A 16,010-nucleotide genomic window follows, 5' to 3' on the forward strand; every position below is an offset into this window, starting at 1 on the left:
CCTCCTTAATACAACTCTGATGCCAGGGCATATTGATTTTGCTTATAAAGAAAAAAGCGTGTGGTATAGGCTGGTTTGATGATTTGTTCATCGCCAAGCTGAGCCACATGAGCAAAAATATGGATAGGCACTTCGGAATTCGGCAGCTGCTTAAATTCTTCGCCTGAATCCTCAAACCGTACCTGTTGAACAACAGCCTTTTGTATAGGCTGTTGCATGCTTTGTTGATAAAGCTGACTGACTGTTAATCCCTGCTCAGGAATGGCGCTTTGCGATATATTGGCGGTTGAACAAGCGCTCAAAGCCAGACTAGCGCAAAGCATTGTCAAAGTTCTTTTGTTGATGGTAACCATAATCTAATACCCTCCCTTGGTGTTCTTTATCAATTGCTATTGTTTGACTGAAATGAAGACTGAATTGGTTTGGTATAAAACCTGAGTGACTGCGGATGCTGGCAGGAACAAAAACCATATCGAAGCTGCCTTGTATTCTTTTCTCAAGCCAATCAGTAATTTTTTGGCTGCCCTCGTTAATAGCACCGCCAGCTGCAAAATGTGCTAAATCACCCGTAGGCGTGGCAATCGCAGAACCACCTTCGGCTTGATAACTCATTTGCCATTTGGATAAAGCATTGCCAGCCCCCTGAATACCGCCAGCAGCCATGAAAGCGGCTAAAACTCTGGGGGCATTAGTGATGTACTGTCCTTTGATGCAAGGATTGCCGAATTGAGTAGTCAGATAACCAATGCTGTCATTGTTCACCATCTCCGCAGAGCTTTTCATTTGCTCTTGGCCGATACTGACAAAATGCCCATCCTCAAAGACAAATAAAGCGGCAGTGACATACGCGCGAACGCAGCTGATGTTATCGAGAAAAGAACCTACGCCAATGGAGTAACCACTGATTTTCATACCGATAATTTCTTCCGGCAATTGCATCCCATTGGCTGTCATTAAGTCTCCACGGCTGACCATTGCGGTAAAGGGAAACAAGGGCTGCATCAGTTTGCCTTCAACAGGTACTTCACCCATCAAGGCAGATAACAGCGTGACTTTACTGAAATCACTGCCTGCTGGAATGGTATAGAAGGGCGTTTTGGTTGGGGCTTCTTCTTTGGTTGAGGTGTCTTGTTCTGCAAAGACTTTACCCTCAATAGGAGCTTTATCCAGTAATCCATCCAGATCTTTGATTTGGCAAGATACAGGAGCTTGATTGCCCTCCATGGGGTATGATTGAGTTTGATGATCAGTAAGGGCTGAGAGCTTTTCTTTCAGCGTTTGCAATTCATCTTGTAGCGTATGGCTCGCTTCTTGTAGCGGTTGCTTTAATTGCTTTTGCAGCGATTTATTCTCCTTATGCATTTGTTCCAGTTTCTTTTCTGTTTCCAGAAGTCTTGCGGACACATCACGGATGTTGTCGTTGAATTGGCTGGTAATGGCTTCATGAAAATTGTTGGGATTAGGCGTATCATCATGAGCAGACGTAGTATGACGGCTATTGATAAGAATCATGACGACTGCGAACACCACCGATCCAGCTAAGATTTTAATGCCTTTATTTTTGTTCATCGGCTGTACCTCGCATGTTGAGTAAGTGCTGTGGCAAAGGGTTGATCTGAAACCAAAAAGACGGTGGTGCTTTCATGTTGATTTCGTGGAGGCAATTCCCCTTTGGGATAGAAACTTGCGGTTTGCCAATGTCCCATGAGTTTTGAAAATTGCAGTTTCACGGGTTGATTCAACAGGTTTTTCAAATCGACCGCAGTGACATAGAGACTACCGCCACGCCATGAAGCCAGAGGGTGCGCTTCAATGCTTGCACCATAAAATAAGGGAATGGTTTTGTTGGTTTGCATGGGCGAGCGATAAATACCCTCTGGAATATTTCTGACGCGTTCAGGCGAATACAAGGCTTGAATAGCAAATCGGGTAAGCTGGATGGCGTTATATTCGTATTGGCTTGCACCTGACTGATGAGTGGTTTTGGGATCATCAATCAGGATTTCAATAGGCGTGGTATTGACGGCTTTCTCATTGGCTTTAAGGTTCAGTATGATCACTTCACCTTCGGGTAAGAGCTGGACAATCAAACGTGCATCGTTGAAAGTGTCTTTGGCCTTTAAATACAAACTGCCTTTAACTTTTAGAATATCGAGGTTGGTACTGAGCTGTTGATCAATGATTTTAATGGCCTGGGGAAATTGAACCAGCCTTTCTTTATTGATAGGTAATTCAATCGTTAAAGGGACTTTTTCCCAAACCAGATGTTCGCTTTGCAGGGCGTAGCTCACTTGCGTGAGCATAAAGCCAAGCATTAATAAAATGTGTTTAATGCGTTTCATGGGATTCCTCCGTGTCGACCAATAAATCTTGTAAACGTTCTTCAGGACGGGTATAGCCATCGAGAGCGAGTTGGAAAGGGTTGTGTAAACGAGACAAATTGAGTTTGACTACACGCAGGTGATAGGCTACTACTTTGTCAGCAATCACCATGCCGCTGTTGTCTTTCAGTCTTTGAGTAATGCGCAGGATTAATTTCACCTCCCAAGTATCAGGAGCAATTTTTCTAATATCTTGGGGTTCCATGAAACGATAAAGACTGGCTACTTGGCTACGGTCAAAGAGCTGCGCGTTTTTATAAGCACCCAGCGTGTCTCTAAGTAATTGTTCATGACGAGTGGTAAAATAATAGTGAAAGGCTTTGATGTTTTGGTTAAATTCTTCTTTGCCTTTATTAGACCAGGTATATAGCGTTGGCATTAATGAGGACACAAATCCTTGTACATATTCATTAGGGATATCGTTTGCTTTCATTAAGCCGCCATTGGCTGCCATATTAGGGCTTAGCCAAAACTCATAGCGTTTGGGCATGGTCATGAGGTTAATGATTAAGGCCAAAACGATGACTGATAACAGGCCGATAAAAGCCAGTAATAAACGGTTATGGTGTTGTAGGTTGTCGATTTTTTTCCAATATTCAAACATGAGGCTCTCCAACAGATTTATTCTTTTGCCACTGTCCTTGATAATGAATCCAGGGCGAGTGTTTGAGCCTTAATCGCACCATCCATAGAATGGTTTTCTTCATCACATAACCATAAGGTTTGCCTGCTTTGATACGGGCGACTCCTTTTGGCCACACGGTAATGGAGAGGATGAATCCAATCACAAAACCGATGCAGCCAGCGGCCAGTGGATACCCTGCCATTGTTCCTAAAAGGATAAAAAACAAGGTGGTTACTGGTGTTGTAGTGATGACAATCCAAAATAATTCACGCAGACTTAAGCCTTTCCAGGCTGGGAAGTCATGTGATAGATGGCGCGAAGAAGGCTGACTCATAATTTCACCTCCTATATTTTGAACTTGGTAATCATGGTATAACCCACATAACCAGAAGCGATGCTAATGGCTAAATAGGTGATTCCCATTACGGCAAAAGTACCGAAGGCCACCATGGAACCTTCGTTCTTTTTGGATTCTTCAATACCGTGTTGCACCGTGGTAATGAACTTGATAAAGGTCACGACTGCGGTAATGAACAGCAATAAGCCAAGACCCTGTTTGACGTAATTGCCTGTTACCGACATCATGCTTTTGGAACCGTCACCAATGTTGTCCGCATCAGAAATTTTAGGGAACCAGTTATCTGCCAATAACACAGGGGCGTAAAAAAGATTGACAGCTCCCAGGTAGAGCGTGCGAAGCGTTGTTTTCATGTTGTCTCCTTAACGAATAACACTAAAATGAAAATCATCAGGCCAATGACAAGCCTGACCATTCGAGAGCCGAAATTCAGCAAGTATCCTTGTTGCTGTTTTTCCTCGGTTCCCATCATGTGGTTGACGCACCACATCACCGCTAAAATCACCAGGCTTATGGCAATAAAACGGATACTGCTGGAAAAGACTTGGGCTGAGATGTTGTTGCTGGCTTGTTTGAATGTTGAAGCAAACATTCTCGCTATTTCGTCTTTACTCATTAGGGTTTCCTCACAAAATCCATTTCTAATGGTTTAATTTTTCGAGGGGCAATGATGGGCTGGTTGATGTAGTCAATCAGGCCGTTTCGAATGTTTAGCAAGTCTTCTCTCAATCCGGAGTGATGCTGGCCTTGGAGATCTTCAAATCCTTCGATTTGCAATTGGATACGGGCATTTGGTGTTATCTGTGTTTGCGCTTCATCAAGCAAAGGCATGATGGCGTTAATCTGATTAATGATACGTACCAGCGTTTCATTCAAATCAGGGTTATTCGCAGAGCATTGCAGGCTTATTATCATTAAGGTGAGGCATAGTATTCGTTTCATGGTTTCTCCCTATAAGTATTTCTTAAAGCGGCTGGCCGTCATGGCTACCATTAATCCCATCAACAAACTGACAGGCACAAAGACATAAGCAGGGGTGATGCTAACGGGCAGGGCAAGCCACAGTATGAGTAAAATCACCAGTCCTTTTTTCAAATAGTGATTAAGCCTGTGGAACACGTAAGAGGATTCACGACCTAAACAAGCAGTGCGTATCGCTCTTTGATTTAGACCGTCAACCAGACCTGCAATCATGGTCAAAGCAAATAAGGGCATGGCAGCGAATAGGATAATGAGTTTTATTAAAAGGCACTGGCTGCTTAATAAAAGGATCTGCACGAATTGCTGTGATTTTTCGATTAAATCCTTGGCAAGATCATTGATGGCCAATTTGTTGAAATAAGGAATGGTAAATACCCAATCTGGTTTGGCATTTAAAGGAAGTACTACCAGCAATGAGCCTTGATAAACAGGGGTGATGGCCTCTCTTTGTGTGTTTACAAGGATATTCACTTTTTCAAAAGCAAAGGAGTAGCCATGCAACAGCCATTGACTTAACGCCCAGATAATAATCGCCAACCAACCTAAAAATAGTACTATGGTTAACTGCATGGTCATTTGTCTTGAATATTGTTTTACTGCCATAAAGCCCCCTCAGCAATGATTAAGGGGTAATGTTGTTCGTGAAGGTATGCAAGCAAGGGATCAACATTAACGGGCAGTAACGGTAGTTTGAATTTTTCTTGCAAAGCGACAATGGTTTCAAAGTCATTGACGTTGGTAATGAATCCTGTGGCTTGCATGAATTTTAATTCTTCTTGATGCTGTTCCAACCATTGAATCGATGCTTTATCTGCACCTATGACAAACAAAGGCATGTTTAATAAAGTGGTATCCAATGTTTTGCGGCTGACTTTGCCTGCGGTAGCTTTGCTTTTGGCTGGTACGCCTATTGGGCTGGACAAATTTAATTTTAATGACGTATCACTTTGTGACAGGGTTAAAGGAATGACGTTCATGCTATGAACATTCAACGCGACCGACAGTAAAAGTAGAATCCTAATCATTAAAATCTTCCTAAATCGACAACTTGCGAGGTTTTACCATTGGCTATTAACAGTAATGGGGTTTGTTTCTTGGCAAGTGCTAAGCCTTCAAATTGTTGGTTGCCAGGGGTTAGCGTGATTTGCTGATTGGTCACTAATTGAATGGGGATTTGATGTCGATTCGCCCACAGTTGTATGGCGTTATTGTTCATATCCAGAAACAGCAGGTTAAGTTTTGTATTGGGAGTGCGGTTAATCGCGTCAATCAGTTGCAGTACAATGGTGGTAACCGCATCGTCAGGTTTTATAAATAAATAGAGTGTTTCACCCTCTTTTAATTGAATAGGTTGATGAGCATAGGGTGAGTAAGGGGAGGGATCAAAATCGCCAACCACGGGTACGTCTTTAAATAGTTCGTTATAGGCCTTATAAAAAGCATTGTTCCAAGCGATATTTTGCGCCACTTTTTGTGCTTCCTGGCGAGCAGCAAGGCTTGCAAAATGTTCACGTTCCGCATCATCTCTGGCGTTAAGTCCAAGAATATCAATCGGTGTCATGCGCAAGTCTTTATAATACACACCGCTTCTGCTTTGCATTAATTGCAGATAGCGTTTTTCTTCTTTTTCATTCAATCCCCAGATTTTAGCTTCTTGCTTTTGAACATCATTCAGTAGGAAATCCTTTTCTTCGATCACTTCATCATGAAACTCAGTAAGACCTGCTTTTGCTAGGGCATTGTCGGCTTGTTGCATGGGTGAGGTGGCAATGCCAGGGATATACAAACCTGCGATGGCTTGCTGGCCTAATAACAGGCATAGAGTGATGGTAGACAATTTATTCATTGCCCACCTCTTGTTGAGTCAAATGCATCAGAACATGGGCTTTATCTGCGTTCTCAAATTCGATAGTTTGCTTGGCAAAATTGATATCTAGGATTTTCCATCCGGCTAGGGAATCCCCTTTCTCTAGGGCTTGGGTTTTATAATCGTAAGCAACCGATGCGACTGAAATTTCCTGTACGCTGTCTATGCTTAAAACTCTAAAAGGAAGTTCGCTTGCTGGCAGCATTTTAATAGGCTGCTTTTGGCTATCTAAATGCTTCAGCAATTCTTTAATGCCATCGAGCTGGTTTTTAATAGCAGCTTGTTCGGTTGAAAAAAGATCACCTAATTGATGGTCGTCTTTGTTTTGCATTTGTTGGATGAAATCCCCAAGCTGTTTGATATTGTCAGTAATAGGGGAAAGATCGGGTTGTTGGTTAGGTTTATTTAATTGCGATTGAATAGTTATAAGTTTTTGTTCCAGACCATTCAGATTGTTATTATTGATGGATGAAGATTGGTGTTTTACACACACAAACACAATCACCAGAACATTTAAAACAACCAGGCCAAGCCATTTGGCATCCAGAAATTTCTTCATTGTGCTCTCCTTGCATTAAGACTGAAATTGATTTCTCTTAAGAGGTCATCCTGCTTGAGGCTAAACAGGGTTTTCCCAACCAATACCGTGAGCCCGTCGGCTATAGTTAAAGGACCAAGGTTTCTGGTGACTTGGGGTAGGGGTTGTTGGAAGATTTGTTTAAGGCTTTCGTTTTGCTTATCCTGGGGAGCAAGATGGTAACCTGAATAACGAAGCCAATACTCAACCGCTTCACCTATCGTTTGAACTGAGCTTGGGAAATGAATCTGCTGGACTGTTTTAAGCGGATTTATCTGTGCTGCCAGGGGTTGATTATTCACGGTAGCATAACGTCCAACCTGGGTGATATTAGCAGCTTGTATTTGCAGGCTGCTTAGGGCTAAAAGGCCAATAATGGTTGTTCTCAACATAACTATCCCTATCCTTGATTTGACTTGTTTTCTTGGTCTAATTTTTGAATGTATTTGCGGATAAAGACTTCTTTGCGATCGATATCGATTTCGCTGGGTGCTCTGACACCAATTCCTATCAGGCCATTTTTTTCATAAAGAACAGTGATTTTGATTTTGCCTTTATTGATATAGATTTCTTCACCAATTTTGCGGTCTAGGATCAGCATGATTTTTTCTCCTTAACTGAGGGACTGGTTAGCTTTTCCATCATCTCTTTGATGTGGGATTTAACGATTTGTGGGTCGGTTCTTTTATGGTTTTCGGGTTTAGCCCGCAGAGCTTCTTCTCTTGCCTTAATACTTTTTTGAATGCTGATGCAAAGTTCTACAAAGACAGGAATAACGGGAGGGCGTTGTTGCGTTCTTTTTATTTTTTCCACCGCAAAGGTTAAGACCTGGCTATCAAATTCTTTGATGCTGTCAGCCCATTCCAGCTTGGCAGCTTCAAGGGCTTTTTCATTGTTATAGGCAGAAAGCCATAAGGCACCATAAATGGCATTAAATCTTAAGAACAAAGTATCAACCCGTTTGTCATACGCTTCTTGTTGAATTGAAGTGGAGGACGTTGTTTCCTGTTTGGGGTTTATCTTCAAAGTTGATGCTGAAGCTGGATTCTTTGCAGGATTCAGCGAGAATATCTGCGGCTGATTTTTTTCTATAACTTGTTTGAATGTTTGCATGGCCTTGCTCCTGTTTTCTTATGGGTAAAAGTTCATCATTCCAGCATTGTTGGGCTAGCCAATTGGCTGGAAACTTCCATTTAGGAACCCACTCGCCACAGAGCTCCATGTCTAAACGGTTTTCAATTTGTTCTTGCAGAGCATCCATCATCTGTCTAAACAGCGTTTCATCGGGCTTGAGTTTATAAAACTCCTGGAATGCCCTGGTCTCATCTTGCTTCTGTGGATAAAGTTCCCAAAATTTTTGAAATTGGGCGCGCACATACACACACAAATTTTCTGAGTTATGAGGTGTGTCGGGTTTTGTGTTTTCAACTGTGTTGGATTTTTTAGAAAAATCATCGTAACTTGATGATTTGTAATTCTTTTTGATGTTCGGGTTTGTGTCGGGTTGCTGTGTCGGGTTTGTGTCGGGTTTATTTTGGACAGAAATATCCGTATCAGCTAAAAGGCATTTTACAATCAGGTTCATGCCTATGGACTCAATCTTGATTAAACCAGCTCTCTCCAGCGCATAGATGATTCTTCGCAATTGTTGACGACTAGGACTACCGGATTGTTGAAAGCCTTGATGAGGCTCAATATATAAAGCCTCAGCGAGTTGCTGATAACTGATTTTTCGTTTAACCCCAACCAGAAAGGTTTCCCTATCCATATAAGGTCGAATCCCCAGCAAGTAGGTCGATTGCTGGATATAAGGCAATCCCATCAGTGCGGATAATTCGTTAGTAGTAACAAACAAAAATCCCATTTTCTTATTCATCCATCTAAAAACACTGTTCCAAATTCAGTGTTTGCAATATCAAATAATTTCATTTAGTATCAATCAATAACACGAAACGTGTTGTTGATAACCCATTGTAAATAAGCACTTTTTAGTGTCAATGGGCTATTTCCGTTTGATATCAAATGAACCTAAATGAACATGAAAAAAATTATAGGTAGTAGGATTACGCAGGCTAGAAAAGCAAATGGGTTGACGATTAAGATATTGGCAGAGAGAACAGGATTTGGCGCTGCCAGGATTGGGAATTGGGAGCAGGGTACGAGAAGCCCAGGACCTGAAGAGGCTTTAGTTCTGTCCAAAGAGTTGGTTGTTGCTGCTTCTTGGTTGCTTGGTATTTCTAATGACCCACATGGAGAGTGGATGGATCATGTTATATTTGAATATTAAGATCGCTTTTAATGCAATCTGAGTTTGGCAAAGTTGAAGGCAATCAACGACGTCTTCTAGATATTGGCGATAGCCATTCGGGGCTCGTTGTGGTGTCTCAATCAAACCGTAGCGTTCATACAGACGAATGGCAAACAGGATAAATCATTATGCTAGGCCTAACCCCTGTGAATTCACAATCCATCAAAGATCTTTATGAATTTACTGTGACTCCAAACGGAACAAACAGTGTTTTCCCATCGATTTGCACTTGGGCGAACATTTTAATAAATCCTACTTTGTTAGGTTTTATATGAAATAGCAATTCAGGTCCTCCTCGTTCCGTATTATTTGTAGGTTCCTTGCCCATTGGATGAACATGAGTTACTGTTTTAAAGTCCTCATTAAAACCAACGATGTGGGCATAAGCACCCATAATGGGTTCTAGGGTATGAACTGGGTTTTCCTTTGCATCGGTGATGTCAATTTTGCCCATGACTGCTTGACCGACGTGCAATGGTGTTTTATCAAAAGACAATTTAAAATGGTAGCCATCAACACTACTTTCAAATAATGGTTGTCGATGAATAGGATTTTCCAATTTCTTTTTTGTCTTTGGGTAAGGTAAATCAGCAACTACATATTCTTGGGTTTTTGTATTAGTCGGTATAAGATCAGCCCATGCTCGATAGGAGGCACTCTTAAGCGTAGGCTGCCATTCAAATTGATAGATGCCTGGTATCGTTGTTTCGACTGGATGGACATGACTGTAGTCAAGAAGTGTATCATCGATAATCAACAAATGAATCTTTTGTGTATGTGCTTCAATAAGATCGTTTAAGGTGATTGGTTTATTGCTTTTGGTGTCAATTAATTTGATTAATACCAGTTTCTTGTCCTTTTTATCCATTATCTCTTGAATAGATAATTGCAAGGTATTTTTTGATTTCAAAGAATGTGTCGATTGATTGTTCATCATGCGTTGATTAGGTTTTTCGGAGAAAGCAGTAGGATAATATGAGTTAATGAATATCAAGCTCATTAGGGTGATGGCAAATTTCTTCACAATATTTTCGTCTCCAAGAAAACCAATAGGTTTTAAAATAGTTTCTTATAGTTATATTTTGTATGCTATTTATTTTAATCAGTAAATAGAATGATATCATGATTGTCTTTTTAAGACAGGCATTAAATATAAGTAGAGGTACCCTAAATGTTGGTTAGGATCGTCAGCGATGGTTCTTTGTTGGGATGACGAAATGGATGTGATACGTGTCAATTAATTAGTTTAATATTTCAAAAAACTAACTCAAATTTTGAATCGGTTTAGGATACGAAAAAAGTGAGCTAAAAACAATTCAACTATCATTCAATTAATTCAAAACAAAGGGACAAAGTTTTCTTTTGCACGTAAATTTTTTTAGGTTTTTTTGAGGACACATCAAGACATTTTAATTGAGCTTCTCAAAGGTTATTCCTAGCTAATTGTTCGTCAAAGCATAGAACACTTTGTTTTGACTTATCCATACCAAAGAGTCTATATTGTAATTATTTCCTTTAAAATCAAGGATAGAAATTATCATGAAACAAAGTCATTGGATGGTTTTGGCGTGTTGTTTAGTCCTTACTGCGTGCATGAGCAGTGGCACGAGTAGTAAGTACACTAAAAGTCTCGAAGAGCATGTCGCTCAAGGTCATGTTGGCCATGGTGGCGGTGGTGGTCGCTAACACTAAAATCTTTATTACTCAATCCTAAAGATTCATATGAGCGCTCATCCTATAAAGTCTAAGAACTATTAATCTATTCGGGCACTAAAAATTGAGATAAAATGATGCGCACCACATCATAGTGGACGGGCGAATGCAAAGGATGGCTGTCATGGCAGAACAATGGCACGAAAAAGCACCTGCAGATATGGTGTTGTTGTTTCAAACCGACTTATCTTTAGGACTATCTGAAAAAGTAGCAGAACAGCGGCTAAAAGAAGTAGGACCTAACCTGCTGAGTCAACAGAAAAAAACATCCCCTTTCGTCATTTTTTTGCAGCAATTTGCAAGTGTGGTGATTTGGGTACTTTTAGGTGCTGTTGTTGTGTCTTTTTTGTTGGATGAAAAAGCCGATGCCATTGCCATTTTGGCCATTGTCATTTTAAATGCCATCATCGGATTTTTTTTGGAATATCGCGCTGATAGGGCAATGCTTGCGCTTCAGCAAATGGCTGCTCCCAAAGCAACAGTGCTTCGCGATGGCCATGCGAAGGTGATAGCCGCTTCTGATATCGTACCAGGTGATATTCTTCTTTTTGAAAGCGGTGATTTAATCGCTGCCGATGCTCGCCTTTTTGAATTATCAGCGCTTAAGGTTAATGAGGCGCCACTCACGGGTGAGTCGATACCCGTTGCTAAAAATCTGGATGTTTGCACTGCCGAGACGCCTCTAGCCGATCGTAAAAACATGGTGTTTATGGGCACCTCTATAGCCGATGGCACCGGTCGCGCGCTTGTCGTGGCGACTGGTATGCAAACGGAAATGGGGCACATTGCCAAAATGCTGGGTGAAGCGTCTCGTGATGAAACGCCTTTGCAGAAAAAACTCAATCAAGTGGGTTCTCGTCTATTGTGGCTTTGCTTTTTCATTATCATTGCCATTTTTGGCTTAGGTCTTTTACGTAATATCTCTCTATTCAGCTTATTCATGAGTTCAGTCAGTCTTGCAGTGGCTGCAATTCCTGAAGGCTTGCCTGCCGTAGTAACGGTGGCTTTAGCACTCGGCGTGCAACGTATGGTACGGCGTGCCGTACTGGTAAGGCGATTATCGGCGGTTGAAACACTCGGCTGTTTACAAGTCATTTGCACGGATAAAACAGGAACATTAACCGTGGGTGAAATGACCGCACGTCAGCTTGTGACAGCAAGTGATGTTTATAGTATTCATGGAGAAGGCTATAACCTCTCGGGAGGATTTACTCTTCAAGGTCAAGAAATTAATGTGTCAGAAGACCCGTTGTTGCAAGCTACTTTGCATGCGATGGTGGCTTGCAATAACGCGAGTTTTGAGAGCCAAGATGGACAGGTAGCTACTGTGGGAGACCCAACTGAAGTGGCCCTTTTGGTTGCAGCAGCCAAAGGAGGCGTTTGGCAAGGGGAACTGCAAGCCTCTTATCCTCGCATCAAAGAGTTACCCTTTAGCTCCGAACGCAAACGCATGACGGTCGTGTGTCGACAAGACCATGAACACATCGCTTTTGTGAAGGGGGCACCAGAAATTATCTTGGAGCGCTGCACCCATATTTTAACCAAAACAGGCATTAAAAAAGTAACGCCGAATGATAAGGCGCGCATGAAACAATCCTGTGAACTCATGGCCAGCGAAGCATTGCGACTGTTAGCTTTTGCGAAGCGCCAATTAGAGCCTACAACTTTAGAAGAAGAGGAAGAGATTGAACATAACCTGGTGTTTTTAGGTCTTATTGGTCTTCAGGACCCACCTCATGCGAGTAGCAAGGAATCCATCAGTCGCTGTAAAAAGGCTGGTATTAAACCAGTGATGATTACAGGAGACCATCCTGATACGGCAAGAGCCATTGCCAAAGAGCTTGGCATTTTGGAGGCAGGTGACCGATTGCTCACTGGCAATGAACTTGAAAACATGTCGGAGGAAGAATTTAACCATTGCGTCAAAGACATTGCTGTCTATGCTCGTGTGACTGCGGAGCATAAATTAAAAATCGTACGGGCCTGGAAAAAACAACAAATGGTGGTGGCGATGACAGGCGATGGGGTGAATGATGCGCCTGCTTTAAGAGAAGCTTCGGTGGGCATTGCCATGGGGAAAACAGGGACTGCTGTAACTAAGGAAGCCTCTGACATCATCGTCATGGACAATAACTTCACCTCGATTGTGGCAGGTATTGAAGAAGGTCGCACGATTTACGATAACATTGCCAAAACGCTTGCCTATTTATTAGCAGGCAATAGTGGGGAGTTACTGGTTGTGTTTGTAGCACTTTTAATCGGCTGGCCATTGCCGTTGCTTCCTATCCAATTATTATGGATTAACTTAGTAACCGATGGTTTGCCGGCCATTGGCTTAGCTACCGATATGTCAGAGCCAGGGATTTTGAATCGTCCACCCAGAGCCACGCAAAAATCCATGATGGATATGGCGTTTTTCAAACGAGTAACCTTTGTGGGTTGTTTAAAGGCTTTAGTAATCCTTAGTGTGTTTGCTTATGAATATTTAATCGATAAGGATTTAATTCAAGCCCAAGATGCGGCCTTTTCTGTTTTAGTAACCGCCGAGCTTTTATGGGCCTTTGGAGCGCGAAGCGACACCAAAAATATTTGGCAAGTAGGATTGTTTTCCAATTTAAGACTCTTTTTTATTGTGAGCATCAGTTTTTCCCTGCAGGTCTTGATTCATCATATCCCGGTATTGCGCGAATTATTTGGGATACAACCGGTCTCATTCACCCAATGCCTGGTTTGGATTCTATTAGGCATGGTGCCTTTGTTAGTGATAGAAGCTCAGAAACGGCTAAGGAAGGCACCCAATGAAGCATTTTAGTGCTAAAAAAATGATTTGGACTATTCTCTTAGGTTTCTGTTGTTTTGCAGGGCCAGTATCTTATGCCAAGACACCGCCTGCTTTATCGCAGCTAATCAATGAGGCCACTCAAAACAACCCTCAAATTCGTGCGGCACGCGACCGACTACTGGCAGCAATCCATGTGATTCCACAGGCAAAAGCGTTACCCGATCCGAAGCTTAATGCAGGGTACATCAACATGTCTGAGAATATCCCTATGGATGTGGATCCAAGACGCGAGCAAATGTTGGGTGGCCAACAAGAAATTCCTTTTCCTGGCAAACTCATTGTGCGAGGAAGGATAGCAACGCTCGAGGCCAAAAGAGCGGAAGCAGAATACCAAGCCACTAGTTTCGCCGTCATTGCTGAATTAAAACGGCTCTATTACGATCTTTATTTTGTCAATAAATCCATCGAGATCGTACAAAGAAACCAGGAACTTCTTCATGAAATGGAAAAGAGTTCCGAAGCCAATTACAGTGTAGGGAAAACACCCCAACAAGATATTTATCGTGCCCAAACTGAGATTTCTCGTCTACTGATGCGTTTAGTCATCTTAAAGCAACAACGGGGATCCCTGCAGGCGGATATCAATCGCCTTTTAAATCGTTCCTTAGAAATTACAATCCATACACCAGCAGTGCTTCCTGTAACGCCAATGGGGCATAATTTAGAGTATTTTTACACGCTCGTTAAGAGCCGAGCACCGCAATTAATCATGCAGCAACGTGCTGTTCAAAAAGGACGACAAGCCATCCGCTTAAGTAAAATGGAGTATTTCCCGGATGTGGAAATCGAAGGGGGACGACTTCATGATACGGGAATGCACACCAAAGGCTATCAAGTGTTGTTAAAAGCAACGGTTCCACTTTATTTCATGCAAAAGCAAAATCATGCCGTGCGCGAATCACTTGCGCGGTATAATGCGGATATTGAGGATTTGCAGACCACCTATCGTATGCTTTCCTTTCAAGTGAAAAATGCCTATTTGTTGGCAGAGCGCTCGGCAAAACTCATTCATCTGATTCAACATACCATCATTCCACAAGCCACTTTAACATTTACTTCATCGCAAGCCACCTACGGCGTGGGTAAAGTGGATTTCTTAACGATGCTGAATAATTTATTGACGCTGCAAGAAAATGAATTGGAATGGCACGGTGAACTTGCTGAACATGAAAAAGCGATCGCGCAAATCGAAGAAAGCACAGGGACGTTCTTATGAATTTTAAGTTAATAATCAAGAGTGCGGTTATTTTGAGTTTACTTTCGTTGTTGCAGGTAACTCAGGCGCAACAGGCCATGGATAATCATGGCAAGATGGACATGAAACAGTCCACTCAAGGAAATGAGATTGTGATTGATCCGGCTCGTTTACAAGCCATTGGCATTACGTCAGAGCCGGTGCGTCGCCAAGTGGTTGAAAAAATAATCCGTACCGTGGGGCGTGTTGAAGCCGATGAGCGGCGTGTTGCCCATATTCATGTACGCTTTGATGGGTGGATTGAGAACTTATTCATTAATTTTACCGGAGAAAAAGTCAAAGCAGACCAAGCTCTTTTTACCGTTTACAGTCCTGAATTGGTCGCCACCCAGCAAGAATATTTGCTCGCCCTTAATGCCCAAAAAATATTAAGCAAAAATACGACATCGAGTGCGGCTCGTGGTGCGCAGTCTGCTTTTCAAGCAGCCCACCAAAGGTTGTTGCTGTGGGGGATTTCCGAAAAAGACATTGAGCAATTAAGACGTACGGGCAAAATCACTCGGACGATGACGATTCATTCCCCCATCCAAGGTACGGTTCTTAAAAAAATGGCGCTGGTGGGCATGCGCATTGAGCCAGGAGATGAACTCTATACCATTGCTGATTTATCACGCTTGTGGGTTTTAGGGGACATTTACGAATATGAGCTTCCTTATATTCGTCTTGGTCAAATGGCTGATTTGACCCTTACCTACTTGCCCAATGAATTATTTAAGGCCAAGCTTGATTTTATCTACCCTACGATTGACATGAAAACACGTACAGCCAAGGTTCGCTTTGAAGTGGACAACCAGAAGGAGCAATTAAAACCGGGCATGTATGTGAATCTGGAACTCAAAGTACCTTTGGGTGAACGTCTTGTGGTCCCTAAAAATGCTGTTCTACTCACAGGTGAGCGCGCAGTGGTGTTTATTTACCATGGCAATGGCAAAATTGAATGGCGGGACGTGACCTTAGGGGTTAGGGCAGGGGATTTGCTTGAGATAATCAAAGGGGTTAAAGAGGGCGATCAAATTATTACGTCTGCCAATTTCCTCATTGACTCAGAGAGCCAGTTGAAAGCGGCCATGGGAGGTATGCAACATCAATAGACTTTCTTACCG

The 16,010-nt window shown here is 42.3% G+C and carries 22 protein-coding genes; 5 read left to right on the top strand and 17 right to left on the bottom strand.

What is annotated here, in order from left to right; genetic code table 11:
• Nucleotides 1–5: 5 nt before the first annotated feature.
• Genes EL201_RS05190 through EL201_RS05265 form a run of 16 tightly spaced genes read right to left on the bottom strand, consistent with a single transcriptional unit; the run spans nucleotide 6 to nucleotide 8,653 of the window.
• Nucleotides 6–353, bottom strand: coding sequence for a TIGR03751 family conjugal transfer lipoprotein (locus tag EL201_RS05190; protein ID WP_027219601.1), 348 nt, complete (start codon nucleotides 351–353; stop codon nucleotides 6–8).
• A complete protein-coding gene (locus EL201_RS05195) occupies nucleotides 310–1,569 on the bottom strand; it encodes a TIGR03752 family integrating conjugative element protein (RefSeq protein ID WP_027219600.1) in 1,260 nt (419 codons plus the stop codon). The genes EL201_RS05190 and EL201_RS05195 overlap by 44 nt, the downstream gene beginning before the upstream one ends.
• Nucleotides 1,566–2,342 carry a TIGR03749 family integrating conjugative element protein gene (locus EL201_RS05200; protein ID WP_027219599.1) on the bottom strand — a complete coding sequence of 259 codons (777 nt, stop codon included), beginning with the start codon at nucleotides 2,340–2,342 and terminating at the stop codon, nucleotides 1,566–1,568. Before EL201_RS05200 ends, EL201_RS05195 begins: the two co-directional genes overlap by 4 nt.
• Nucleotides 2,329–2,985 (bottom strand): TIGR03746 family integrating conjugative element protein, encoded by a 657-nt coding sequence (locus EL201_RS05205; protein WP_027219598.1) that lies wholly within the window; start codon nucleotides 2,983–2,985, stop codon nucleotides 2,329–2,331. The genes EL201_RS05200 and EL201_RS05205 overlap by 14 nt, the downstream gene beginning before the upstream one ends.
• The gene (locus EL201_RS05210) at nucleotides 2,978–3,340 is read right to left on the bottom strand and encodes a TIGR03750 family conjugal transfer protein (protein ID WP_016356825.1); all 363 of its coding nucleotides are present in this window, start codon (nucleotides 3,338–3,340) and stop codon (nucleotides 2,978–2,980) included. Before EL201_RS05210 ends, EL201_RS05205 begins: the two co-directional genes overlap by 8 nt.
• A gap of 11 nt (nucleotides 3,341–3,351) precedes the next feature.
• On the bottom strand, nucleotides 3,352–3,717 hold the full coding sequence (locus EL201_RS05215) for a hypothetical protein (RefSeq protein ID WP_011213425.1): 366 nt from the start codon (nucleotides 3,715–3,717) through the stop codon (nucleotides 3,352–3,354).
• Nucleotides 3,714–3,980 carry a hypothetical protein gene (locus EL201_RS05220; RefSeq protein WP_011215143.1) on the bottom strand — a complete coding sequence of 89 codons (267 nt, stop codon included), beginning with the start codon at nucleotides 3,978–3,980 and terminating at the stop codon, nucleotides 3,714–3,716. The genes EL201_RS05215 and EL201_RS05220 overlap by 4 nt, the downstream gene beginning before the upstream one ends.
• Nucleotides 3,980–4,306, bottom strand: coding sequence for an RAQPRD family integrative conjugative element protein (locus tag EL201_RS05225; RefSeq protein WP_016356826.1), 327 nt, complete (start codon nucleotides 4,304–4,306; stop codon nucleotides 3,980–3,982). Before EL201_RS05225 ends, EL201_RS05220 begins: the two co-directional genes overlap by 1 nt.
• Nucleotides 4,307–4,315: 9 nt before the next feature.
• On the bottom strand, nucleotides 4,316–4,948 hold the full coding sequence (locus EL201_RS05230; protein WP_027219597.1) for an IncC plasmid conjugative DNA transfer DtrJ family protein: 633 nt from the start codon (nucleotides 4,946–4,948) through the stop codon (nucleotides 4,316–4,318).
• Nucleotides 4,939–5,370, bottom strand: a complete 432-nt coding sequence (locus EL201_RS05235; RefSeq protein ID WP_014843642.1) for an integrating conjugative element protein — start codon at nucleotides 5,368–5,370, stop codon at nucleotides 4,939–4,941. Before EL201_RS05235 ends, EL201_RS05230 begins: the two co-directional genes overlap by 10 nt.
• On the bottom strand, nucleotides 5,370–6,191 hold the full coding sequence (locus tag EL201_RS05240) for a TIGR03759 family integrating conjugative element protein (protein ID WP_014843643.1): 822 nt from the start codon (nucleotides 6,189–6,191) through the stop codon (nucleotides 5,370–5,372). The genes EL201_RS05235 and EL201_RS05240 overlap by 1 nt, the downstream gene beginning before the upstream one ends.
• A complete protein-coding gene (locus EL201_RS05245; RefSeq protein WP_010946736.1) occupies nucleotides 6,184–6,771 on the bottom strand; it encodes a hypothetical protein in 588 nt (195 codons plus the stop codon). Before EL201_RS05245 ends, EL201_RS05240 begins: the two co-directional genes overlap by 8 nt.
• Complete coding sequence (gene pilL2, locus EL201_RS05250) at nucleotides 6,768–7,181, bottom strand: PFGI-1 class ICE element type IV pilus protein PilL2 (protein ID WP_010946737.1); 414 nt, start codon at nucleotides 7,179–7,181, stop codon at nucleotides 6,768–6,770. Before pilL2 ends, EL201_RS05245 begins: the two co-directional genes overlap by 4 nt.
• Nucleotides 7,182–7,189: 8 nt before the next feature.
• Nucleotides 7,190–7,390, bottom strand: a complete 201-nt coding sequence (locus EL201_RS05255; RefSeq protein WP_010946738.1) for a carbon storage regulator — start codon at nucleotides 7,388–7,390, stop codon at nucleotides 7,190–7,192.
• Nucleotides 7,384–7,815, bottom strand: a complete 432-nt coding sequence (locus EL201_RS05260; protein WP_223381092.1) for a hypothetical protein — start codon at nucleotides 7,813–7,815, stop codon at nucleotides 7,384–7,386. Before EL201_RS05260 ends, EL201_RS05255 begins: the two co-directional genes overlap by 7 nt.
• The gene (locus EL201_RS05265; protein ID WP_014843644.1) at nucleotides 7,754–8,653 is read right to left on the bottom strand and encodes an LvrA C-terminal domain-related protein; all 900 of its coding nucleotides are present in this window, start codon (nucleotides 8,651–8,653) and stop codon (nucleotides 7,754–7,756) included. The genes EL201_RS05260 and EL201_RS05265 overlap by 62 nt, the downstream gene beginning before the upstream one ends.
• A 168-nt stretch (nucleotides 8,654–8,821) precedes the next feature.
• Here EL201_RS05265 and EL201_RS05270 point away from each other — a divergent pair, with 168 nt between their 5' ends.
• Nucleotides 8,822–9,076, top strand: a complete 255-nt coding sequence (locus tag EL201_RS05270; protein ID WP_011215153.1) for a helix-turn-helix domain-containing protein — start codon at nucleotides 8,822–8,824, stop codon at nucleotides 9,074–9,076.
• Nucleotides 9,077–9,269: 193 nt separating this feature from the next.
• Here the strand turns inward: EL201_RS05270 and EL201_RS05280 are convergent, their stop codons facing one another.
• Nucleotides 9,270–10,121: a DUF8832 domain-containing protein gene (locus tag EL201_RS05280; protein WP_014843645.1), complete on the bottom strand. Its 852-nt coding sequence runs from the start codon at nucleotides 10,119–10,121 to the stop codon at nucleotides 9,270–9,272.
• Between the two features lie 515 nt (nucleotides 10,122–10,636).
• Between EL201_RS05280 and EL201_RS15635 the strand changes: the two genes are divergently transcribed.
• The 4 genes from EL201_RS15635 (at nucleotide 10,637) to EL201_RS05295 (ending at nucleotide 15,998) form a co-directional block, all read left to right on the top strand.
• On the top strand, nucleotides 10,637–10,783 hold the full coding sequence (locus tag EL201_RS15635) for a hypothetical protein (protein ID WP_016356828.1): 147 nt from the start codon (nucleotides 10,637–10,639) through the stop codon (nucleotides 10,781–10,783).
• A gap of 151 nt (nucleotides 10,784–10,934) precedes the next feature.
• Nucleotides 10,935–13,622 carry a cation-translocating P-type ATPase gene (locus EL201_RS05285; protein ID WP_027219596.1) on the top strand — a complete coding sequence of 896 codons (2,688 nt, stop codon included), beginning with the start codon at nucleotides 10,935–10,937 and terminating at the stop codon, nucleotides 13,620–13,622.
• Nucleotides 13,609–14,868 (top strand): TolC family protein, encoded by a 1,260-nt coding sequence (locus tag EL201_RS05290; RefSeq protein ID WP_027219595.1) that lies wholly within the window; start codon nucleotides 13,609–13,611, stop codon nucleotides 14,866–14,868. Before EL201_RS05285 ends, EL201_RS05290 begins: the two co-directional genes overlap by 14 nt.
• A complete protein-coding gene (locus tag EL201_RS05295; protein WP_014843648.1) occupies nucleotides 14,865–15,998 on the top strand; it encodes an efflux RND transporter periplasmic adaptor subunit in 1,134 nt (377 codons plus the stop codon). The genes EL201_RS05290 and EL201_RS05295 overlap by 4 nt, the downstream gene beginning before the upstream one ends.
• The last annotated feature ends 12 nt before the right edge of the window (nucleotides 15,999–16,010 follow it).

The sequence above is a fragment of the Legionella pneumophila subsp. pascullei genome, from assembly GCF_900637585.1.
In the GTDB taxonomy this organism is placed as follows: domain Bacteria; phylum Pseudomonadota; class Gammaproteobacteria; order Legionellales; family Legionellaceae; genus Legionella; species Legionella pascullei.

What these genes read in the sequence shown, in the direction of transcription:
- EL201_RS05205 (WP_027219598.1), bottom strand. Translation starts at nt 2,985, where the DNA reads ATGTTTGAATATTGGAAAAAAATCGACAACCTACAACACCATAACCGT.
- EL201_RS05210 (WP_016356825.1), bottom strand. Translation starts at nt 3,340, where the DNA reads ATGAGTCAGCCTTCTTCGCGCCATCTATCACATGACTTCCCAGCCTGG.
- pilL2 (WP_010946737.1), bottom strand. Translation starts at nt 7,181, where the DNA reads ATGTTGAGAACAACCATTATTGGCCTTTTAGCCCTAAGCAGCCTGCAA.
- EL201_RS05235 (WP_014843642.1), bottom strand. Translation starts at nt 5,370, where the DNA reads ATGATTAGGATTCTACTTTTACTGTCGGTCGCGTTGAATGTTCATAGC.
- EL201_RS05220 (WP_011215143.1), bottom strand. Translation starts at nt 3,980, where the DNA reads ATGAGTAAAGACGAAATAGCGAGAATGTTTGCTTCAACATTCAAACAA.
- EL201_RS05230 (WP_027219597.1), bottom strand. Translation starts at nt 4,948, where the DNA reads ATGGCAGTAAAACAATATTCAAGACAAATGACCATGCAGTTAACCATA.
- EL201_RS05215 (WP_011213425.1), bottom strand. Translation starts at nt 3,717, where the DNA reads ATGAAAACAACGCTTCGCACGCTCTACCTGGGAGCTGTCAATCTTTTT.
- EL201_RS15635 (WP_016356828.1), top strand. Translation starts at nt 10,637, where the DNA reads ATGAAACAAAGTCATTGGATGGTTTTGGCGTGTTGTTTAGTCCTTACT.
- EL201_RS05225 (WP_016356826.1), bottom strand. Translation starts at nt 4,306, where the DNA reads ATGAAACGAATACTATGCCTCACCTTAATGATAATAAGCCTGCAATGC.
- EL201_RS05200 (WP_027219599.1), bottom strand. Translation starts at nt 2,342, where the DNA reads ATGAAACGCATTAAACACATTTTATTAATGCTTGGCTTTATGCTCACG.
- EL201_RS05270 (WP_011215153.1), top strand. Translation starts at nt 8,822, where the DNA reads ATGAACATGAAAAAAATTATAGGTAGTAGGATTACGCAGGCTAGAAAA.
- EL201_RS05195 (WP_027219600.1), bottom strand. Translation starts at nt 1,569, where the DNA reads ATGAACAAAAATAAAGGCATTAAAATCTTAGCTGGATCGGTGGTGTTC.
- EL201_RS05290 (WP_027219595.1), top strand. Translation starts at nt 13,609, where the DNA reads ATGAAGCATTTTAGTGCTAAAAAAATGATTTGGACTATTCTCTTAGGT.
- EL201_RS05285 (WP_027219596.1), top strand. Translation starts at nt 10,935, where the DNA reads ATGGCAGAACAATGGCACGAAAAAGCACCTGCAGATATGGTGTTGTTG.
- EL201_RS05295 (WP_014843648.1), top strand. Translation starts at nt 14,865, where the DNA reads ATGAATTTTAAGTTAATAATCAAGAGTGCGGTTATTTTGAGTTTACTT.
- EL201_RS05240 (WP_014843643.1), bottom strand. Translation starts at nt 6,191, where the DNA reads ATGAATAAATTGTCTACCATCACTCTATGCCTGTTATTAGGCCAGCAA.
- EL201_RS05245 (WP_010946736.1), bottom strand. Translation starts at nt 6,771, where the DNA reads ATGAAGAAATTTCTGGATGCCAAATGGCTTGGCCTGGTTGTTTTAAAT.
- EL201_RS05255 (WP_010946738.1), bottom strand. Translation starts at nt 7,390, where the DNA reads ATGCTGATCCTAGACCGCAAAATTGGTGAAGAAATCTATATCAATAAA.
- EL201_RS05190 (WP_027219601.1), bottom strand. Translation starts at nt 353, where the DNA reads ATGGTTACCATCAACAAAAGAACTTTGACAATGCTTTGCGCTAGTCTG.
- EL201_RS05265 (WP_014843644.1), bottom strand. Translation starts at nt 8,653, where the DNA reads ATGGGATTTTTGTTTGTTACTACTAACGAATTATCCGCACTGATGGGA.